The sequence below is a fragment of the Mesorhizobium sp. Root157 genome, from assembly GCF_001427385.1.
In the GTDB taxonomy this organism is placed as follows: domain Bacteria; phylum Pseudomonadota; class Alphaproteobacteria; order Rhizobiales; family Rhizobiaceae; genus Mesorhizobium.
Map to the genome: position 1 here is coordinate 240,518 of NZ_LMGJ01000034.1, position 16,861 is coordinate 257,378.

Consider the following 16,861-nt stretch of genomic DNA (forward strand, 5'->3'; position numbering starts at 1 on the left):
TGCCGTTATCCGTTCGTATCTTTGCCGCCGTCCTTCCTGCTGGCGAACGATGTCAGGGCCGACAGGAAATCGCCCATGCCGGGGCGCTTGAGCGCGCTGAAGGGCAAGGGGCGGGCGGTCTCCATGGCGGCGATGCCGATGCGTGCCGTCATCATGCCGTTGACCACACCTTCGCCGAGCTTGGCCGAAAGCCGCGCGGCAAGGCCATGGCCGACGATCTGCTGGACGAAGCTGTCGCCGAGGGCGATCGAGCCGGTAATGGCAAGATGAGCCAGAACGCCGCGCGCCAGCCGGAAGAAGCCCAGCGTTCCGGGCCTGCCGCCATAGAGTTCCGACAGGCGCCGGATCAGGCGCCCGGCTTCGAACACCACATAGGCGATGTCGACCAGCGCGCGCGGGCTGACCGCCGTCACCAGCGACACGCGTTTGGCCGCATCGAGGATCATCACCTTGGCGCGCGCATCCAGCAGGCTCAGAATTTCAACCTCGGCCAGCCGCACCAGATTGCCGCCGTCGATGATATCGCCGCTGAGACCGGCGAGCGCGCGGCGGCCAGCTGCCGTTTCCGGCTTGGAGGCGACAAACGCCGACAGTTCCTCGACAACCGCGCGCGCCGCTTTCGGATCGTCGCGCGCAATGGCGTCGAGCCCGCGCCGTTGCAGCTTTTCCACTTCCGCAAGGCGGCTGATGGCGAGGAATTCGCGGCCAAGGATCACCAGCAGGGCGATGACCGCAATTGCCGCCGCCGCCGCCGCCACCCAGCCCAGCCAGGGCGTGCGGGCGAACAGGTCGCGGATCAGCCCGTCGATCCACAAGCCCATGGCAAGCGAAACAAGTACGCCGACGGCGCCGACAAGGATGCGGCCAAGCAGCGAGCGCTTGCGTGGGGCCGCTGCCGGCGGCGGCTCTGCGGCGACGAGGTCGGGTTCGTCGAAAACGTCGATTTCAGCCGGCACGGCAACGGCTACCAGGTCGACGCTGGCCGCACGCGGCTTGCGCTGGCGCGGTTCATCCGTCCGGGTTCGGCTGCCGGCCGGCATGGCCTCAGCCCGCACCTCTTCATCCGCATTTATGGGGAAGGCCGAAGGCTTGCGTGTCATGCCAGATGGTCTCCGATCAGGAACTGCAGGGCGCGGTCGAGCCTGATGTGAGGCAAGGACAAGGTAATGCCCTCGGCGGTCTGTTCCAGTTTCGGCGGGCGGAAGCGCACGAAGCGAACGGAAGGGTCGGAATTGTCCTGCCGGTGGCCGTTGCCGGTTTCGAACACCGATCCGGCTCTTTCCGGCAAGTCGCCGGGAAATATGGCGGTTTCCGTCTCGCCGTCGAACAACTGGCCGTCGATGGCTTCGCCCACCAGCGGCGTGCCTAGGATCACCGGCAAGGTGTCGCGGCCCTGCTTGACGGTGCCTTCGCGGGTGGCGCGCACAGCCGCCATCGCCACCACATCGACATCCGCCCCGGTGAAATTGGCCCTCGCGATGGCGCGCTCGGCCAGCCGCCGCACGATGGCCTGCAGGCGGTCGTGACTTTCATGATGCAGATGGTCGGCCTTGGTGGCGGCGATCAGGATGCGGTCGATACGTTTCGACACCAGGTCTGTGATGAAATTGCTGCGGCCGGGGCGAAAGCAGGCCAGGATTTCGGTTACTGCCCGTTCCAGGTCGATCATCGCGCCCGGACCGGCGTTCAGCGCCTGCATGGCGTCGATCAGCACGATCTGGCGGTCGAGCCGGGCGATATGCTCGCGAAAGAACGGCTTGATGACATGGGTCTTGTAGGCCTCGAAGCGTCTTTCCATCATCGCATGCAGCGAGCCGGGGCGCGGGCGCTTGCCAGGGAGACCGGGCAGTGGCGCAAAGGTCAGGGCAGGCGACCCTTCGAGGTCACCCGGCATGAGGAAACGTCCGGGCGGCAGCGTGGAAAGCGCGCGCTCGTCCAGCTTGCAGGCTTTCAGATAGGCGGCAAACGCCTCCGCCAGCCGTCTTGCGGTCGGGTCATCCGCATCGGCGTCCGGGTTCGTGCTTTCGCACAAGCCACGCCACTCGGCGGACAGGTCCTGCCTGATCGGCAACAGCGCCATCTCGAAGGCTTCGCGCGAGAAATCGTCGAAGGATTTGCCAAGCAGCGGCAGGTCGAGCAGCCATTCGCCGGGGTAATCGACGATATCGACCGACAATTTTCCGGCCGAGAACAATCGGCTCCAGCCGGAGGCGGATTCATACTCGATGGTCAACCTGAGTTCAGAGATGGCACGCGTCGAATCCGGCCATATGCGCTCGTTGACCAGCGCTGCGATATGGTCCTCGTACTGGAACCTCGGAACCGCGTCGTCAGGCTGTTCTTCGAGAAACGCGCGGGCTATCCGGCCGGTTTTCTGCGCTTCGAACAGGGGCAGGCGCCCGCCGTGCAGCAGGTTATGGACGAATGCCGAGATGAACACGGTCTTGCCGGCGCGCGAAAGCCCGGTCACGCCCAGTCTGAGCGAAGGCGAAAAAAGCCCCGCCGCGCGGCCTGACAAGGTGTCGAGAGCAATGCGCGCTTCGTCGGTGAATGTCGTCAGCGAAGATGCCAATCGTGTTTCCTGGAGGCTGTCGGCTACCAGATATAGGGTTCAAATCCCCGGTTGTAATGGCCGCCCGCCACCTTCGTCACAGATCGGAGGGCGTCAGGAACGCTTCGAGATAGCCCGCGCCGGTTGCGGCCTTGGCAAGACTTCCCTCGAAGCGCACGACGGCGAGCCCCGACGTCGGAAAGCCGTAGTTCAGGATATCCCGCGCGCTTTCCTCGCCGTTGCCCGAAACCGCCGCAGCCAGGTCTTCCATCATCGGGTTGTGGCCGATCACCAGAACCGAACCGTGTTTGCCGTGTTCGCGGATGATGTCGAGATAGCCGGCGGCATCTTCGGTGTAGAGCGTATCCAGGAAAACCACGCGGCCGGTGTCGGCATGGGCGGCTAGCCCCTCCAGCGTTTCCTTGGCGCGGCGGGCATTGGAGCAAAGCGTCAGGTCGGGAATGAAGCCGCAGGCCCGCATTGCGGTGCCGGTCGCGCTTGCATCTTCCATCCCGGAGGCTTCGAGGGGGCGGTCGAAATCACGGACACCAGGCAGCGCCCAACCAGCCTTTGCGTGCCTTAAAAGATACAGTTTGGCCACCGGCGCTCCTGCTGTGCCTTGATGGCGAAGAATTAGCCATCGGCAGGAGGTTTAGCAATGCAGTGCGGTCGTTGCGGCCTACGACCAAAGCTTGATTGTGTTTCCAGAGGATCGAATGCGCGTCGAATTGTCGATGGCGGTTACTACTGACGATTGCGTGAGTGAGCCGAGGTGGGGACTTGTGCGGCTGGGAATCGGCGAATATATAGGCCCCAAATTTGGGGCTGTCGGGTGAGTCGAATGAACCAAATCGTTACTGCCGATTATATACCATCGGAAGACGAGCCGTTCATGAATGAGCGGCAGAAATCATACTTCCGGCACAAGCTTGTCACTTGGAAAAACGACATCCTGCGTGAAGCGCGCGAAACCTTGGAAATCCTTCAACAAGAAAACGCCAACCATCCCGATCTCGCTGACCGGGCATCTTCCGAAACCGATCGCGCCATCGAACTTCGTGCCCGCGACCGGCAGCGCAAGCTGATCTCGAAGATCGATTCCGCGCTTCAGCGTCTCGACGAGGGAACCTACGGCTATTGTGAGGAAACCGGCGAGCCGATTGCCTTGAAGCGGCTCGATGCGCGTCCGATCGCAACCTTGTCGATCGAAGCCCAGGAAAGGCATGAGCGCCGCGAAAAGGTCTATCGCGACGACTAGCGCAATTCCAGTGGGAGCCGGCTTTCGCCCTCCCGCTTGTTTGGACAAGAACCTTTGAAATGGCCGCGTTTGCGGCCATTTCGCTGTCGGCTTATCTTTTGGCGCTGGAAAGCTCGCCCAGAAGTTTGGTCATTTCGTCGTCCAATGATGCATGTCCGGCTTTTTGCGCCGCCGTGCTTGCATGCGTCTCGCCAAGCGAAACGGCGAGTTCGCCCGCCAGCGAATCGTCGATCAGGTCGCTTCCGGCCAGCGGCAATTTGCGCGTGTCGCTGTGCGGCGCAATGGCGGGCTTTGGCGCGGTTGGGGCGATTGCCGGCGTGGCTCGCTCGGCGGGTGCCGCGGGTCGCGGCGTTGCCACCGTGGGTGTACGCGGCGGCAGGGCCGCGGGTTGAGAATGCGGAACTTGCCTCGCCGGCTGTGCCGGGTGTTGGGGAGCGTGCGCAGCCGACGGACTGCGGCCTGCCGCCACTCCCGGTTGCGCCGGTCCGCCATCTGTCGTCAGATTGGGGCGTCGGGGGGCTGCGAGCCTGATGTCGCGCTCGACGACGACGTCGGTCGGCCCGCCGATCAGAAGCAGATGCTCGATGTCGTCGCGCCGTATCAGGACGAGCCGCCGGTGGCTGTCGACGGCGGTTGCATCCATGACCGCCAGCCGTGTCTTGCGGTTGCGGCCTCCGGCGACGAAGGTCCCGAAGGTCAGGTTGCGAACCATCTTGACGATGATCAGCACGATCAGAAGAAGAACCAGTGCCGCAAGCGTCCACAGGATTGCCGCGCCGTAACCGGACCCCGCTACATCACCGAGAGAATCAAGCACCGGCACCCCCATGCACTGCCGTTGAAAACGCCGCGACACTAGACCGTGGCGACGCGCCCCTGCAAGTTACCATTCCGCCTCGCGGATACCGCAAAATACGCGAAGCGTGCATCATGCCGCGAAACCGCGCCATTTTTCGCTGACAAGTGGCTGTAAGGCCTTTCCGGGGCAGGGAGAATGTGATTCAACCGGTCCCGGTCGGTGTCGGGCAGGGAATCATAAGCAGGGGGCAAATGGCCAAGGACGCGCGCGGAGATTTCTATCCGGTGCCTATCGTGGACCAGAACACGCGCCCTGGCACGGTGACGCGGCTGATCATCTTCATTCTGGTTTTGATCGGCGCGGCAATCGTCTTCGGCTTGTTTCGCGAACGCTTCGGCGATCCCTTCCTGCTTGGCATGCTCGGCGTGCTGGCAATGATCGGCGTCGGCTTCCTGTTCGCGACGGCCATCGGTTTCATCCAGGTCGCGCCGCGCTCGACGGGCGACGAGCTTTCCAAGGCTTTTGTCGATTCGATGTCGCAAGGCCTGATCGTGACGGACACGAAGAAGCGCATCATCTACGCCAACCGGGCCTATGCCGAAATGACGGGTGCCGCCGCCGCCGCCGACATCAAGACGGTCGAGGGGCTGCTTTCCGACGTGCCGGAGGCGTCGTCGGTCATTTTGCGCCTGGCTTCGGGCCTGCGCGATGGCCAGCGTGGCAGCGGCGAGTTTCGTCTTGGCCAATCGATACGCCCCGGCGTCGAACCCGGCGCGCACTGGTACCGCGTCAGCGCGCGCTCCTTCAACGTGCCGGGCCAGCGCCAGCCGGTGCATGGCTGGCAACTGGCCGACATATCGAAGGAACGGGCCGAGCAGGAACGCTTCTTTCTCGATCTTCAAAAGGCCATCGACCATCTCGATCACGCGCCGGCCGGCTTCTTTTCGGCCGATCAGGACGGTCGTGTCACCTATATCAACGCCACGCTGGCGGAATGGCTGGGCATTGATCTGACCTGCTTCACGCCCGGCGCGCTGGCGCTGCCGGATATCGTTGCGGGCGACGGCATGGCGCTGGTCCGCTCGGTCAGGGCCGATCCCGGCACCACGCGCAATGCCGTCATCGACCTCGACTTGACGACGATGACCGGGCAAGCCCTGCCGGTGCGCTTCATGCACCGCGTCTCGGCCAGCCGCGACGGCCATGCCGGCCCGACGCGCACGATCGTGCTCAACCGCACGCAGGGCGAGGATTCATCCGCCGATCTAAGGGCTTCGGAGGTCCGCTTCACCCGGTTCTTCAATTCGACCCCGATGGCGATTGCCGGTGTCGACCAGAGCGGGCGCATCCTGCGCACCAATGCGCCGTTCCTGTCGCTGTTCTCTTCAGTCGTCGACCGCGACGCGCTCGACCGCCGCGTCAGGCTGGATACCGTCATCCATGAGCGCGACCGCGCTGCCTTTGCCGCAGCGCTCGAAAGGGCGCGCCAGCGGCAGGCGGATATCGAGCCGATCGACACCGTACTGCCCGACAACGAGGAGCGGCACATCCGCTTCTACGTCAATGCCGTGGCCGACGGCACCGGCGACGACGGCGCGGAAGAGGCGGCGATCGTCTATGCCGTCGACACCACCGAGCAGAAGGCGCTCGAAGGCCAGATGGCGCAGAGCCAGAAGATGCAGGCGGTCGGCCAGCTCGCCGGCGGCATCGCGCACGACTTCAACAACGTTCTGACCGCCATCATCATGGCCTCGGACCTGTTGCTCACCAACCACCGGCCGTCCGATCCGTCCTTCCCGGACATCATGAACATCAAGCAGAATGCCAACCGCGCCGCCTCGCTCGTGCGGCAATTGCTGGCGTTCTCGCGCAAGCAGACGCTGCGGCCCGAAGTGCTGACTTTGACCGATGTGCTGGCCGATCTCAGGATGCTGCTCGCCCGCCTCGTCGGCAACGACATCAAGCTCAAGATCGAGCACGGCCGCGATCTGTGGCCGGTCAAGGTGGACATCGGCCAGTTCGAACAGGTGGTGGTCAATCTGACGGTCAATGCCCGCGATGCCATGCCGTCGGGCGGCGATCTCACGGTGCGCACGCGCAACGTGCCGGCGGACGTGTCGAAGACTTACGCCTACCGCGAACTTGTCGCAGGCGACTATGTGCTGGTCGAGGTCGAGGATTCGGGCAGCGGCATCACGCCCGAGGTGCAAAAGAAGATATTCGAACCGTTCTTCACCACCAAGGAAGTGGGCAAGGGCACCGGCCTTGGCCTGTCCATGGTCTACGGCATCATCAAGCAGACCGGCGGCTTCATCTTCTGCGAATCGGAAATCGGCAAGGGCACGACATTCCTCATCTTCCTGCCCCGTTACGTGGCGGAAGCCGTTGCGGCGCCGCAAGCTGCGGCGGGCGACAGCGCCGCCAGGGCAGACGCGGCCGAACCGCACGCCGCCGTCGCCAGGGTTCCAGACAGCGCCAAGGACCTGTCGGGTTCGGCCACCGTGCTGTTGGTCGAAGACGAGGATGCGGTGCGCATGGGCGGCATGCGCGCGCTCACCTCGCGCGGCTATACGGTCCATGAGGCATCGTCCGGGGTCGAGGCCCTGGAACTGTTCGAAACGTTGGCCGGCAAGGTCGACATCGTCGTTTCCGACGTGGTCATGCCTGAAATGGACGGTCCGACCTTGCTCGGCGAATTGCGCAAGCGCCAGCCCGACATCAAGTTCATCTTCGTGTCCGGCTACGCCGAGGATGCGTTTGCCAAGAACCTGCCTGCCGAGGCCCAGTTCGGCTTCCTGCCTAAGCCCTTCTCGCTCAAGCAATTGGCGACCGTGGTCAAGGATGTGCTCGAAAGCTAGAGCGCGTCGCGATCTTTCAGATTCGCTGGCGCGCTCTAAGTGATTATTTTTATGCATGTCGTTATCCCGAAACCGGTTCTCACTTTCGGGCGACATGCAGTCGAGCATCGGGCCGAAAAGTGAAATCCGGTTTCGAAAAATCCGATGCCCAAACAAATAGATAGGCCTGATCGGCTTAACCCTGCTGACTTGCCTTGATCGTACAGGTCGAGGCGGTGAAGGCGCCGTCCGGCTGACGCATGACGATGTCGAAGGAGGCATCCTTCGGGCCGTCAGCCGTCACCTGGGTCAGCGAAACGCTGTTTCCGCCCGCAGTGAATCCGCCCAGCGGGCCGAGCCAGGCGATCTCGCCATTCTGGTTCATCTGGTAATTGTAGCCCTGCCGCTGCATGCCGCCATAAGCGGGGCCGCTATAGACATTGCTCCGGATCGTGATGTCGCCGAGGTTGAGGAACAGGCCAAGCAGGTAGGCTTCGCAATGATAGGCGCCGTCCGGCAGTTTGCCGTCCGCGATACCGGCAAATGCGCCGGTTGGAGCGACGGTCAGCATCGCAAGGCTGGCGGCAAGCAATCTCAAGCGTTTCATCATTCCGTCCGCACTTGATGTTTCCTGATAGCAGCGTGGCCGCAGGATGCCAGCCACTTTTCTCGGCATCCACGCTTCGCAACCGTGGCGCGCGCTAGGGTCAGGGCCTGTTAATTGACTGGAATGGCGTTCGGGGTGGCGGCATTGCTTCGCGTATCCGCACAAATCCGCTCCGACCATTCGAGCCAAATTAACAGGTCCTGACCCTGGGTTGCATGCTATCCTTTTGCACGGCCACTGTGAGTCGGCCGGCTCGTCTGAGTGGGGCAGATCGGCAGGAGAGAGGTGCCCCAGGGGCAGGACCCTCGGCACCGGCAAGTTCCGCGCAAGCAAGTGTTTCTAGCATCGGTCCAAAGAGTCAGGGTGTTGTTCAACGAGTTGGGCAATCGGGCAGGGGACAACCGATGGAACGGTTCGTGGAGGACTATCAGAAACGGCGGCTGACCGACCGTTTCGATATCATGACGGCGATCAACATTCTGAAATCGCAAGGCTACGACGATGATGACCTGATCAAGGAAATCATCAGGGTGTTCTATGTCGACCTTGATGCCTATAACGAGGTCGTGCAAGCCGCCGCATAGGCGTCGATCGGGATGTGTTGACGGTAGTTGGCCGATGTTTCCGGCGCTCCCATCCGGAGCGCTCGACGTCGTCTCTAAATAAGCACCTCGGGTCGCGGCCCGAGCCGGCACCGTGAACCGCGCCGCCTTCCAGATGATCGCTGCAAGGTCCGGCTCCAGGAAACTCGCCATCGTCGCCGTCGCCAGAAAGCTCCTCGTATCCCTCAACGCCATGATCCGTGATCAAAAAGCCTTCGTCTAAACACAGTGCCATGCCGTGACATTGCGGCAGTACGCCAACGGTCGGATGAGGGGGTTTTAGCTGCTGTGAAGCCGTGCGGCGCAGGAAAGATCGTGGATCAAACCAACCTCACTCCGCCAACCGGTTGATCCCGCTCACTTCAAGCAGAAACCGCCGGTATTCTTTTCCACATCCCTCGCCAGCCCCTGCATACTCCCCGCCATCGCTCTTGCGGGAACCTGGTGCGCACCGGGTATCAGGGAGAGCGGCGGTGACCTCTCCTCATGGGTTCGGCGCCCATGGCCTTGAGGGCATCCGACAGGCCGGCGTCTTGCGGCGGGCTTTCCATCGGAAAGAGCAACCCGTGTCAGGTGCAAGAGGCGCATATCGCCTGATCGTCGCGGCAGGGTAACCACCGGACGGTCTTGGGACCGGTCGACGGGATGACAGCCACCGGACGGGCGGCCGCAAGGTCGCATTACTTACCAAACGAGCGTCCGAACGGCCGGAGGTCCGTTCTTTGACAATGGCCAGGGCCGAAAAGGCGGCGTGGCAATGATGAAGTGCAACCATCACCCTTACTCTTGAACGAAACTGCGGAATGAGGCACACCGCGCGCAATGACCCATCCACTCGATCACCTTGTCCTGCCGACGGCCGATCTCGCCGTTGCGCGCGCCCGGCTATTGGCTTTGGGTTTCATGGTATCGCCGCGCGGCGTCCACCCCTTCGGCACGGAAAATTGCTGCGTCTATTTCGCCGATGGCTCCTTCATGGAGCCGCTTGCGGTTGGCGATGCCCGAGCTGCGGACATGGCTATTGCCGCCGGCAACGTTTTCGTGGCGCGGGATCGAAAATATCGCGAACGCCTTGGAGATGAGGGATTTTCGGCAGTCGTTTTCGGCACCTCGAATGCCGATGCCGATCATCGCCGCTATTGTGAGGCCGGCTTTTCCGCCGGTGCGAGGCTGGATTTTTCCCGACCCTTTGTCGATGCGGCCGGAAAAAGCGATACGGCCTCCTTCCGCCTTGCTTTTGCCTCGGGCAAGGCAGCGTCCGATGCTTTCCAGTTTTCCTGCGAGCGGGTCGACGCGCCCAGGGTCGACCGGGCGGCTCTCCAGACGCACGACAACAGTGCCGCTGCAATTGTCGAGGTGGTTGCCATCGGCAGCAACCCTTCCGCCCAGCTTCGGCTGCTCGGCATTGCTGCGGATGCAAGCCCCGCCCCGTTGGCGGAAACCAGCGAACTGATTTTGCCGAATGCGAAGTTGAGCGTCGTCACACCGCAGGACTACGCGCGCCGTTTCGGCTTGCCGGCGGCCGACCCGACCGATTTGCGTTTCGCGGCCGTGGTGTTTTCCGTCGCCAGCCTGCGAAATCTGCGTACGGTTCTTGCGCAACGCGGCATCGGCTACGACATAGGCGACGAACAGATCATTGTTGCGCCGGCGCCGGGGCAGGGCGCGGCTTTCATTTTCAAGGAGCAAGCATGAGCAACCTGGTGCCGAATGCATCGGTCAAAGTCGGCAACGTCGTTTTCGACAATCGTGCGCCGCTCTCCCTGATCGCCGGACCCTGCCAGTTCGAATCGCGCCAGCATGCTTTCGACATGGCCGGTGCGCTGAAGGAGATGACCGGCAAGCTTGGTATCGGCCTCGTCTATAAATCCAGCTACGACAAGGCCAACCGCACCTCCCTGACGTCGACGCGCGGGGCCGGCCTGGATGCGGCGATGCCGGCTTTCGACGATTTGCGCAAGGCCTTCGCGCTGCCCATCCTCACCGACGTGCATACGGAAGAACAGTGCGCGCTCGTCGCGCCGCATGTCGACGTGTTGCAGATTCCGGCCTTCCTCAGCCGCCAGACCGATCTTCTTGTCGCAGCCGCTCGTACCGGCAAGGTGGTGAACGTGAAGAAGGGCCAGTTTCTGGCGCCGTGGGACATGAAGAACGTCATTGCCAAGGTCGTCGGGTCCGGCAATGCCAACGTGCTGGCCACCGAGCGCGGTGCCTCTTTCGGCTACAACACGCTGGTGTCGGACATGCGCGCGCTGCCGATCATGGCCGACATGGGCGCGCCGGTGATCTTCGATGCCACCCATTCGGTGCAGCAACCCGGCGGGCAGGGCGCCACATCGGGCGGAGAGCGCCGTTTCGTGGAAACGCTGGCCCGGGCGGCCGTTGCGGTGGGCGTCGCGGGCGTCTTCATCGAAACGCATCAGGACCCCGACAATTCGACCTCGTCCGATGGCCCCAACATGGTGCCCTTGAAGGACCTGCCGGCGTTGATCGAGCGGCTCATGGCATTTGACCGGGTGGCCAAGGCCTGAGCGAAAGCTTGTGGCAGACAAGCGGCGGTTGTAGCCTCATCAGGCGAATGATGTCTTTCACAGGGAGCTCAACATGTCTGTGGCCCGCGTAACCGAAATCACCAGCTCATCCAAAAAAGGTTTTCAGGACGCCATCGAGAAGGGCATCGCCCGCGCCTCCAAGACCTTGAAGAACGTCGAAGGGGCCTGGGTCCAGGAGCAGAAAGTCCTTGTCCAGGATGGTGCCATCGTCGCTTATCGCGTCAACATGAAGGTGACCTTTATCCTGACCGACTGACGGCTTTGTCCACCGGCCTGCCAACGCGCTTACACTTCACCAGCAGCAACTTGGCTGCGGCATCGCTGGTGTGGCAGTATGTTTAGGCAAAGAGACAAATCTGGGAATGGGAAGGCCCTCGACGAGGCCTTCCCATCGCCTATTGTGCGATCTGCAAGACGACATGCGGGGGAGGGGCATCTTGCGACGGCTGCTGACCCGTGCATGAGGTCAGGAACGCAGCCGCGATCAGGAACAAACTCACGATACCGCTTAACTCGGACATGGCGAAACTCCCTTCTGTTTCGCCCCGCGCGAATCGGAACTTATCGCAGAATCCCATGTGCGGCTTCCCGTCGGCCGATGACTTATCGTGACCGAATTTTTCCGCTTGTGAATCGTCATCTGACGCAGGAAGCGATTGCGTTTTGCCTCACTTTGGCTAAGACGTGCCCCAACGTTTTCAACGATCAACACGGGGATTTCGAATGACCGCCATTGTCGACATCGTGGGCCGCGAAATTCTGGATAGCCGAGGCAATCCGACCGTTGAGGTCGACGTCGTGCTCGAGGATGGCTCGATGGGCCGTGCCGCCGTTCCCTCCGGCGCCTCCACTGGCGCGCATGAAGCGGTTGAACTGCGCGATGGTGGGTCCCGCTATCTCGGCAAGGGCGTCGAGCGGGCTGTGGAAGCCGTCAACGGCGAGCTGTTCGAGGCAGTCGGCGGGCTCGAGGCCGAGGACCAGATCCATATCGACCAGACCATGATCGAACTGGACGGCACTGCCAACAAGAGCCGTCTCGGCGCCAACGCCATCCTGGGTGTCTCGCTGGCCGTCGCCAAGGCCGCCGCGGAAGCTGCCGACCTGCCGCTTTACCGCTATGTCGGCGGCGCGCATGCACATGTCTTGCCAGTGCCGATGATGAACATCATCAATGGCGGTGCCCATGCCGACAATCCGATCGACTTCCAGGAATTCATGATCATGCCGGTGGGCGCGTCCTCGATCCGCGAGGCCGTGCGCTGGGGTTCCGAGGTGTTTCACACGCTGAAGAAGCGGCTCAAGGATGCCGGCCACAACACCAATGTCGGCGACGAAGGCGGTTTTGCCCCGAACCTGAAGAGCGCCCAGGCGGCACTCGACTTCGTCATGAGTTCGATCGAGATGGCCGGTTTCAAGCCTGGCGAGGAAATCGCGCTCAGCCTCGACTGCGCCTCGACGGAATTCTTCAAGGATGGCGCTTATGTCTATGAGGGCGAAAAGAAGACGCGCGATCCCAAGACGCAGGCCAAATACCTCGCCAAGCTCGCCGCAGACTACCCGATCATCTCGATCGAGGACGGCATGGCCGAGGACGATTGGGAGGGCTGGAAGTATCTGACCGATCTTGTCGGCAAGAAGGTCCAGTTGGTCGGCGATGACCTGTTCGTCACCAACTCGGCACGCCTGCGCGACGGTATCCGTATGGGCGTTGCCAATTCGATCCTGGTCAAGGTCAACCAGATCGGCTCGCTGTCGGAAACACTCGATGCTGTCGAGACGGCTCATAAGGCCGCCTATTCGGCTGTGATGTCCCACCGTTCGGGCGAGACCGAAGACGCCACCATTGCCGACCTCGCCGTCGCCACCAACTGCGGCCAGATCAAGACCGGTTCGCTGGCCCGTTCCGATCGCATGGCCAAGTACAACCAGCTCATCCGTATCGAGGAAGAACTGGGCAAGCAGGCCCGCTACGCCGGTACGTCGATCCTGAAAGCCTGAGACAAGGCTGCACGAACTTTGCGAAGGGGCGGGGTAACCCGCCCTTTTTCGTTGCAGAGACCCGCGTTGAAGCAGTCGCCGTAACCGTCCATTAAGCACAATCGGCGACAAGGGATCGAAAGGGATTTCGATCCATGTGGACGCGCCAGCACAAGCAGACAAATAAAGGTCGCCTGATCATTCCGGTGCTGTGCGCAGTCTTTGTCGCCTATTTCGGCTTCCATGCCTATCACGGCGAGTTCGGCATCAACTCCAAGGACAAGCTTCAGCAGCACAGAGAGCAGTTGCAGGCGCAGCTTGTCTCTCTCAAGTCGGATCGCACGGAGCTTGAAAAGCGCGTGCGGCTGCTGCACGATGGCTCGTTGGAAAAGGACATGCTGGACGAGCTTGCCCGCAAGGCCCTCAACCTGTCGCAGCCTGACGAAATCATCGTCATGGTGCCCCGAAAAATTGATTAACCTGACTTTGGTTAATCAAGCGAAATTTCAATGAATATAACCGTTTAGATGCATGTCAGCCATGCATTTTTCCGCATGGCGGATTGCCCTGTTGCGTGCTAGCTTTTTGGTACCTGGGGAGGAAAAACTCCCTTCATGTCCGTAAAGAGACACCGATAGGGAGACATGCATGGCCACTGCTGCCAAAAAAGCACCTGCCAAATCGAGAGCCGACTCCAAGTCCTCGGCATTGACCGCTCCAAAGCCATCCGATTTCACCAAGGATGAGGAGCTTTCCGCCTACCGCCACATGCTGCTCATCCGCCGTTTCGAGGAAAAGGCCGGCCAGCTTTATGGCATGGGCTTCATCGGCGGCTTCTGCCATCTCTATATCGGCCAGGAAGCCGTCGTGACCGGTATGAAGATGGCGCTGATCGATGGCGATCAGATGATTACCGCCTATCGCGATCATGGCCATATGCTGGCCATGGACATGTCGCCGCGCGGGGTGATGGCGGAGTTGACCGGACGCCGGGGAGGGTACTCCAAGGGCAAGGGCGGCTCGATGCACATGTTTTCCAAGGAAAAGCAGTTCTATGGCGGCCACGGCATCGTGGGTGCACAAGTGTCGCTGGGTACGGGCCTTGCCTTCGCCAACCGCTATCGCGGCAACAAGAACGTTTCGCTGACCTATTTCGGTGACGGAGCCTCCAACCAGGGCCAGGTCTACGAAAGCTTCAACATGGCCTCGCTATGGAAGCTGCCGGTGATCTTCATCATCGAGAATAACCGTTACGCCATGGGCACCTCGGTGACGCGTTCTTCCGCGGAAACAGATTTTTCGCATCGTGGTGCATCATTCAAGATCCCCGGCATGCAGGTCGACGGCATGGATGTGCGCGCGGTGAAGTCCGCTGCCGACATGGCGACGGAATGGTGCCGTGGCGGCAATGGCCCGATCATTCTTGAAATGCAGACCTATCGCTACCGCGGCCACTCCATGTCGGATCCCGCCAAGTATCGCTCGAAGGAGGAAGTGCAAAAGATGCGCTCCGAACATGATCCGATCGAGCAGGTGAAGGCGCGCCTCATTGCCAAGAAGTGGGCAACGGAAGACGAATTGAAGGCCGCGGACAAGGAAGTCCGCGACATCGTCGCCGATGCCGCAGACTTCGCCCAGACCGATCCGGAGCCGGATGCATCCGAACTCTGGACCGACATCGTGCTTTAAGGGAGAGGGCAAATGCCGATCGAAATTCTCATGCCTGCCCTCTCGCCAACGATGGAAGAGGGCAATGTGTCCAAATGGTTGAAGAACGAGGGCGACAAGATTGTCGCCGGTGATGTGATCGCCGAGATCGAAACCGACAAGGCGACGATGGAAGTCGAGGCGGTCGATGAGGGCATCCTCGGCAAGATCCTGGTCGCCGCCGGCACCGAAGGCGTCAAGGTGAATACGCCCATCGCCGTATTGCTGGCTGACGGGGAAAGTGCGGGCGATATGGCCGCACCCGCAGCGGCTGCAAAAACCGATGCGCCTGTCGCCGAGGTCGCACCAGCCAAGCCGGCGGCCGAACCGGTTGCCGCGGCGCCCAAAACAGAAGTTGCCGCCGACCCCGACATTCCTGCCGGAACGGAAATGGTTTCGACGACCGTGCGCGAAGCGCTGCGTGACGCGATGGCCGAGGAAATGCGCCGTGACGCGGATGTCTTCGTCATGGGCGAGGAAGTCGCCGAATATCAGGGCGCCTACAAGATCACACAAGGCCTGTTGCAGGAATTCGGCGACCGGCGCGTTGTCGATACGCCGATCACCGAGCACGGATTCGCCGGCGTCGGTGTCGGCGCCGCCTTTGCCGGGCTGAAGCCGATCGTCGAGTTCATGACTTTCAACTTCGCCATGCAGGCCATCGACCAGATCGTCAACTCGGCCGCCAAGACACTCTATATGTCGGGCGGCCAGATGGGCGCGCCGATCGTCTTTCGTGGCCCGAACGGGGCTGCCGCGCGCGTCGCAGCCCAGCACTCGCAGTGCTACGCGGCCTGGTACAGCCATATTCCCGGACTTAAGGTGGTGATGCCGTACACTGCGGCAGACGCCAAGGGTCTGCTCAAGGCTGCGATCCGCGATCCCAATCCGGTGATCTTCCTCGAGAACGAAATCCTTTACGGCCAATCGTTCGATGTGCCGAAGCTGGACGATTTCGTCCTGCCGATCGGCAAGGCGCGCGTCCACAAGGTGGGCAAGGACGTCACCATCGTCTCGTTTGGCATCGGCATGACCTATGCTGTCAAGGCCGAGGCGGAATTGGCCAAGATGGGTATCGATGCGGAGATCATCGATTTGAGGACCATTCGTCCGCTCGATCTGGATACCATCATCGCATCGGTGAAGAAGACGAACCGGTTGGTCGTCGTGGAGGAAGGTTTTCCGCAATCGTCTGTGGGCGACCACATCGCCAACCAGGTGTCGCAGCGGGCCTTCGACTTCCTCGACGCGCCGGTCATCACGATCGCCGGCAAGGATGTGCCGATGCCTTATGCGGCCAATCTGGAAAAGCTGGCCTTGCCGAATGTCGGCGAAGTGGTCGAGGCGGTGAAAGCCGTCACCTATCGATAGGCCGGGCGGGAGGACAACATGCCGATCAACATCACCATGCCCGCCCTTTCACCTACGATGGAAGAGGGCAATCTCGCCAAGTGGCTGGTTAAGGAAGGCGACAAGGTCTCGCCCGGCGACGTGATTGCCGAAATCGAGACCGACAAGGCGACGATGGAAGTCGAAGCCGTCGATGAAGGAACCGTTGCCAAGATCGTCGTTCCTGCCGGCACCGAGGGCGTGAAGGTCAATGCGCTGATCGCCGTGCTGGCAGCGGATGGCGAGGATGCCGCTGCTGCTGCAAAAGGCGGCGGCGAATCTCCTGCCAAGGCGGAAGCGCCGAAGGCCGAGGCATCCAAAGCTGAACCTGCCCCCACTGCCACGCCTGCTCAAACCGCACCCGCTTCGGCTGCAAAGCCGGTAGAGCCAAATGGCGCTGCCGCTTCTGCCGAGGGCCGTGTCTTCGCTTCGCCACTTGCCCGCCGCATCGCAAAGGATGCCGGCGTGGACATTTCCGCATTGGCCGGCAGTGGCCCGCGCGGACGTGTGGTCAAGGCCGATGTTGATGCTGCGATAGCCGATGGTGGTGCGAAAGCCGCTTCTGCTTCTGTCACCGCGTCG

Annotated in this window: 17 protein-coding genes; 12 read left to right on the top strand and 5 right to left on the bottom strand. The window is 61.9% G+C overall.

Features of this window, described 5'->3' with window-relative positions:
- Window positions 1-5: 5 nt before the first annotated feature.
- The 3 genes from ASD64_RS16695 to ASD64_RS16705 all read right to left on the bottom strand — a co-directional run bounded on the left by ASD64_RS16695 (window position 6) and on the right by ASD64_RS16705 (window position 3,152).
- A complete protein-coding gene (locus ASD64_RS16695; protein WP_056107060.1) occupies window positions 6-1,100 on the bottom strand; it encodes a YcjF family protein in 1,095 nt (364 codons plus the stop codon).
- Window positions 1,097-2,572, bottom strand: coding sequence for a YcjX family protein (locus tag ASD64_RS16700; protein WP_056107062.1), 1,476 nt, complete (start codon window positions 2,570-2,572; stop codon window positions 1,097-1,099). Before ASD64_RS16700 ends, ASD64_RS16695 begins: the two co-directional genes overlap by 4 nt.
- 76 nt (window positions 2,573-2,648) lie before the next feature.
- The gene (locus ASD64_RS16705) at window positions 2,649-3,152 is read right to left on the bottom strand and encodes a SixA phosphatase family protein (RefSeq protein WP_056107065.1); all 504 of its coding nucleotides are present in this window, start codon (window positions 3,150-3,152) and stop codon (window positions 2,649-2,651) included.
- 240 nt (window positions 3,153-3,392) lie between these two features.
- On the opposite strand from ASD64_RS16705, the gene dksA reads away from it, so the two are divergent.
- Window positions 3,393-3,809, top strand: a complete 417-nt coding sequence (dksA, locus tag ASD64_RS16710) for an RNA polymerase-binding protein DksA (RefSeq protein ID WP_056107068.1) — start codon at window positions 3,393-3,395, stop codon at window positions 3,807-3,809.
- Between the two features lie 91 nt (window positions 3,810-3,900).
- On the opposite strand, the gene ASD64_RS16715 is transcribed toward dksA, so the two are convergent.
- Window positions 3,901-4,626 (bottom strand): flagellar biosynthetic protein FliO, encoded by a 726-nt coding sequence (locus tag ASD64_RS16715; protein WP_244480823.1) that lies wholly within the window; start codon window positions 4,624-4,626, stop codon window positions 3,901-3,903.
- 233 nt (window positions 4,627-4,859) lie between these two features.
- Between ASD64_RS16715 and cckA the strand changes: the two genes are divergently transcribed.
- Complete coding sequence (gene cckA / locus ASD64_RS16720) at window positions 4,860-7,466, top strand: cell cycle histidine kinase CckA (RefSeq protein ID WP_056107078.1); 2,607 nt, start codon at window positions 4,860-4,862, stop codon at window positions 7,464-7,466.
- Window positions 7,467-7,641: 175 nt separating this feature from the next.
- Here cckA and ASD64_RS16725 read toward each other — a convergent pair whose 3' ends face one another.
- The gene (locus ASD64_RS16725; RefSeq protein WP_413813615.1) at window positions 7,642-8,052 is read right to left on the bottom strand and encodes a hypothetical protein; all 411 of its coding nucleotides are present in this window, start codon (window positions 8,050-8,052) and stop codon (window positions 7,642-7,644) included.
- 404 nt (window positions 8,053-8,456) lie between these two features.
- Between ASD64_RS16725 and ASD64_RS16730 the strand changes: the two genes are divergently transcribed.
- The 10 genes from ASD64_RS16730 to ASD64_RS16775 all read left to right on the top strand — a co-directional run.
- Window positions 8,457-8,636, top strand: coding sequence for a hypothetical protein (locus ASD64_RS16730; protein WP_056107083.1), 180 nt, complete (start codon window positions 8,457-8,459; stop codon window positions 8,634-8,636).
- Window positions 8,637-8,748: 112 nt separating this feature from the next.
- Window positions 8,749-8,877: a hypothetical protein gene (locus ASD64_RS21865; protein WP_274533366.1), complete on the top strand. Its 129-nt coding sequence runs from the start codon at window positions 8,749-8,751 to the stop codon at window positions 8,875-8,877.
- Window positions 8,878-9,476: 599 nt separating this feature from the next.
- Window positions 9,477-10,349 carry a VOC family protein gene (locus tag ASD64_RS16735; protein ID WP_056107084.1) on the top strand — a complete coding sequence of 291 codons (873 nt, stop codon included), beginning with the start codon at window positions 9,477-9,479 and terminating at the stop codon, window positions 10,347-10,349.
- The gene (gene kdsA / locus ASD64_RS16740; protein WP_056107086.1) at window positions 10,346-11,185 is read left to right on the top strand and encodes a 3-deoxy-8-phosphooctulonate synthase; all 840 of its coding nucleotides are present in this window, start codon (window positions 10,346-10,348) and stop codon (window positions 11,183-11,185) included. Before ASD64_RS16735 ends, kdsA begins: the two co-directional genes overlap by 4 nt.
- 73 nt (window positions 11,186-11,258) lie before the next feature.
- The gene (locus tag ASD64_RS16745; RefSeq protein WP_056107089.1) at window positions 11,259-11,462 is read left to right on the top strand and encodes a dodecin family protein; all 204 of its coding nucleotides are present in this window, start codon (window positions 11,259-11,261) and stop codon (window positions 11,460-11,462) included.
- A gap of 467 nt (window positions 11,463-11,929) precedes the next feature.
- A complete protein-coding gene (gene eno / locus ASD64_RS16755; protein WP_056107100.1) occupies window positions 11,930-13,204 on the top strand; it encodes a phosphopyruvate hydratase in 1,275 nt (424 codons plus the stop codon).
- A gap of 134 nt (window positions 13,205-13,338) precedes the next feature.
- Window positions 13,339-13,662 carry an FtsB family cell division protein gene (locus ASD64_RS16760; protein ID WP_056107105.1) on the top strand — a complete coding sequence of 108 codons (324 nt, stop codon included), beginning with the start codon at window positions 13,339-13,341 and terminating at the stop codon, window positions 13,660-13,662.
- A gap of 169 nt (window positions 13,663-13,831) precedes the next feature.
- A complete protein-coding gene (pdhA, locus tag ASD64_RS16765; protein ID WP_056107108.1) occupies window positions 13,832-14,872 on the top strand; it encodes a pyruvate dehydrogenase (acetyl-transferring) E1 component subunit alpha in 1,041 nt (346 codons plus the stop codon).
- Between the two features lie 12 nt (window positions 14,873-14,884).
- Window positions 14,885-16,261, top strand: a complete 1,377-nt coding sequence (locus tag ASD64_RS16770; RefSeq protein WP_056107111.1) for a pyruvate dehydrogenase complex E1 component subunit beta — start codon at window positions 14,885-14,887, stop codon at window positions 16,259-16,261.
- Window positions 16,262-16,279: 18 nt separating this feature from the next.
- Window positions 16,280-16,861: biotin/lipoyl-containing protein (locus ASD64_RS16775; protein ID WP_156460194.1), on the top strand; the 582-nt coding region annotated here is incomplete at its 3' end.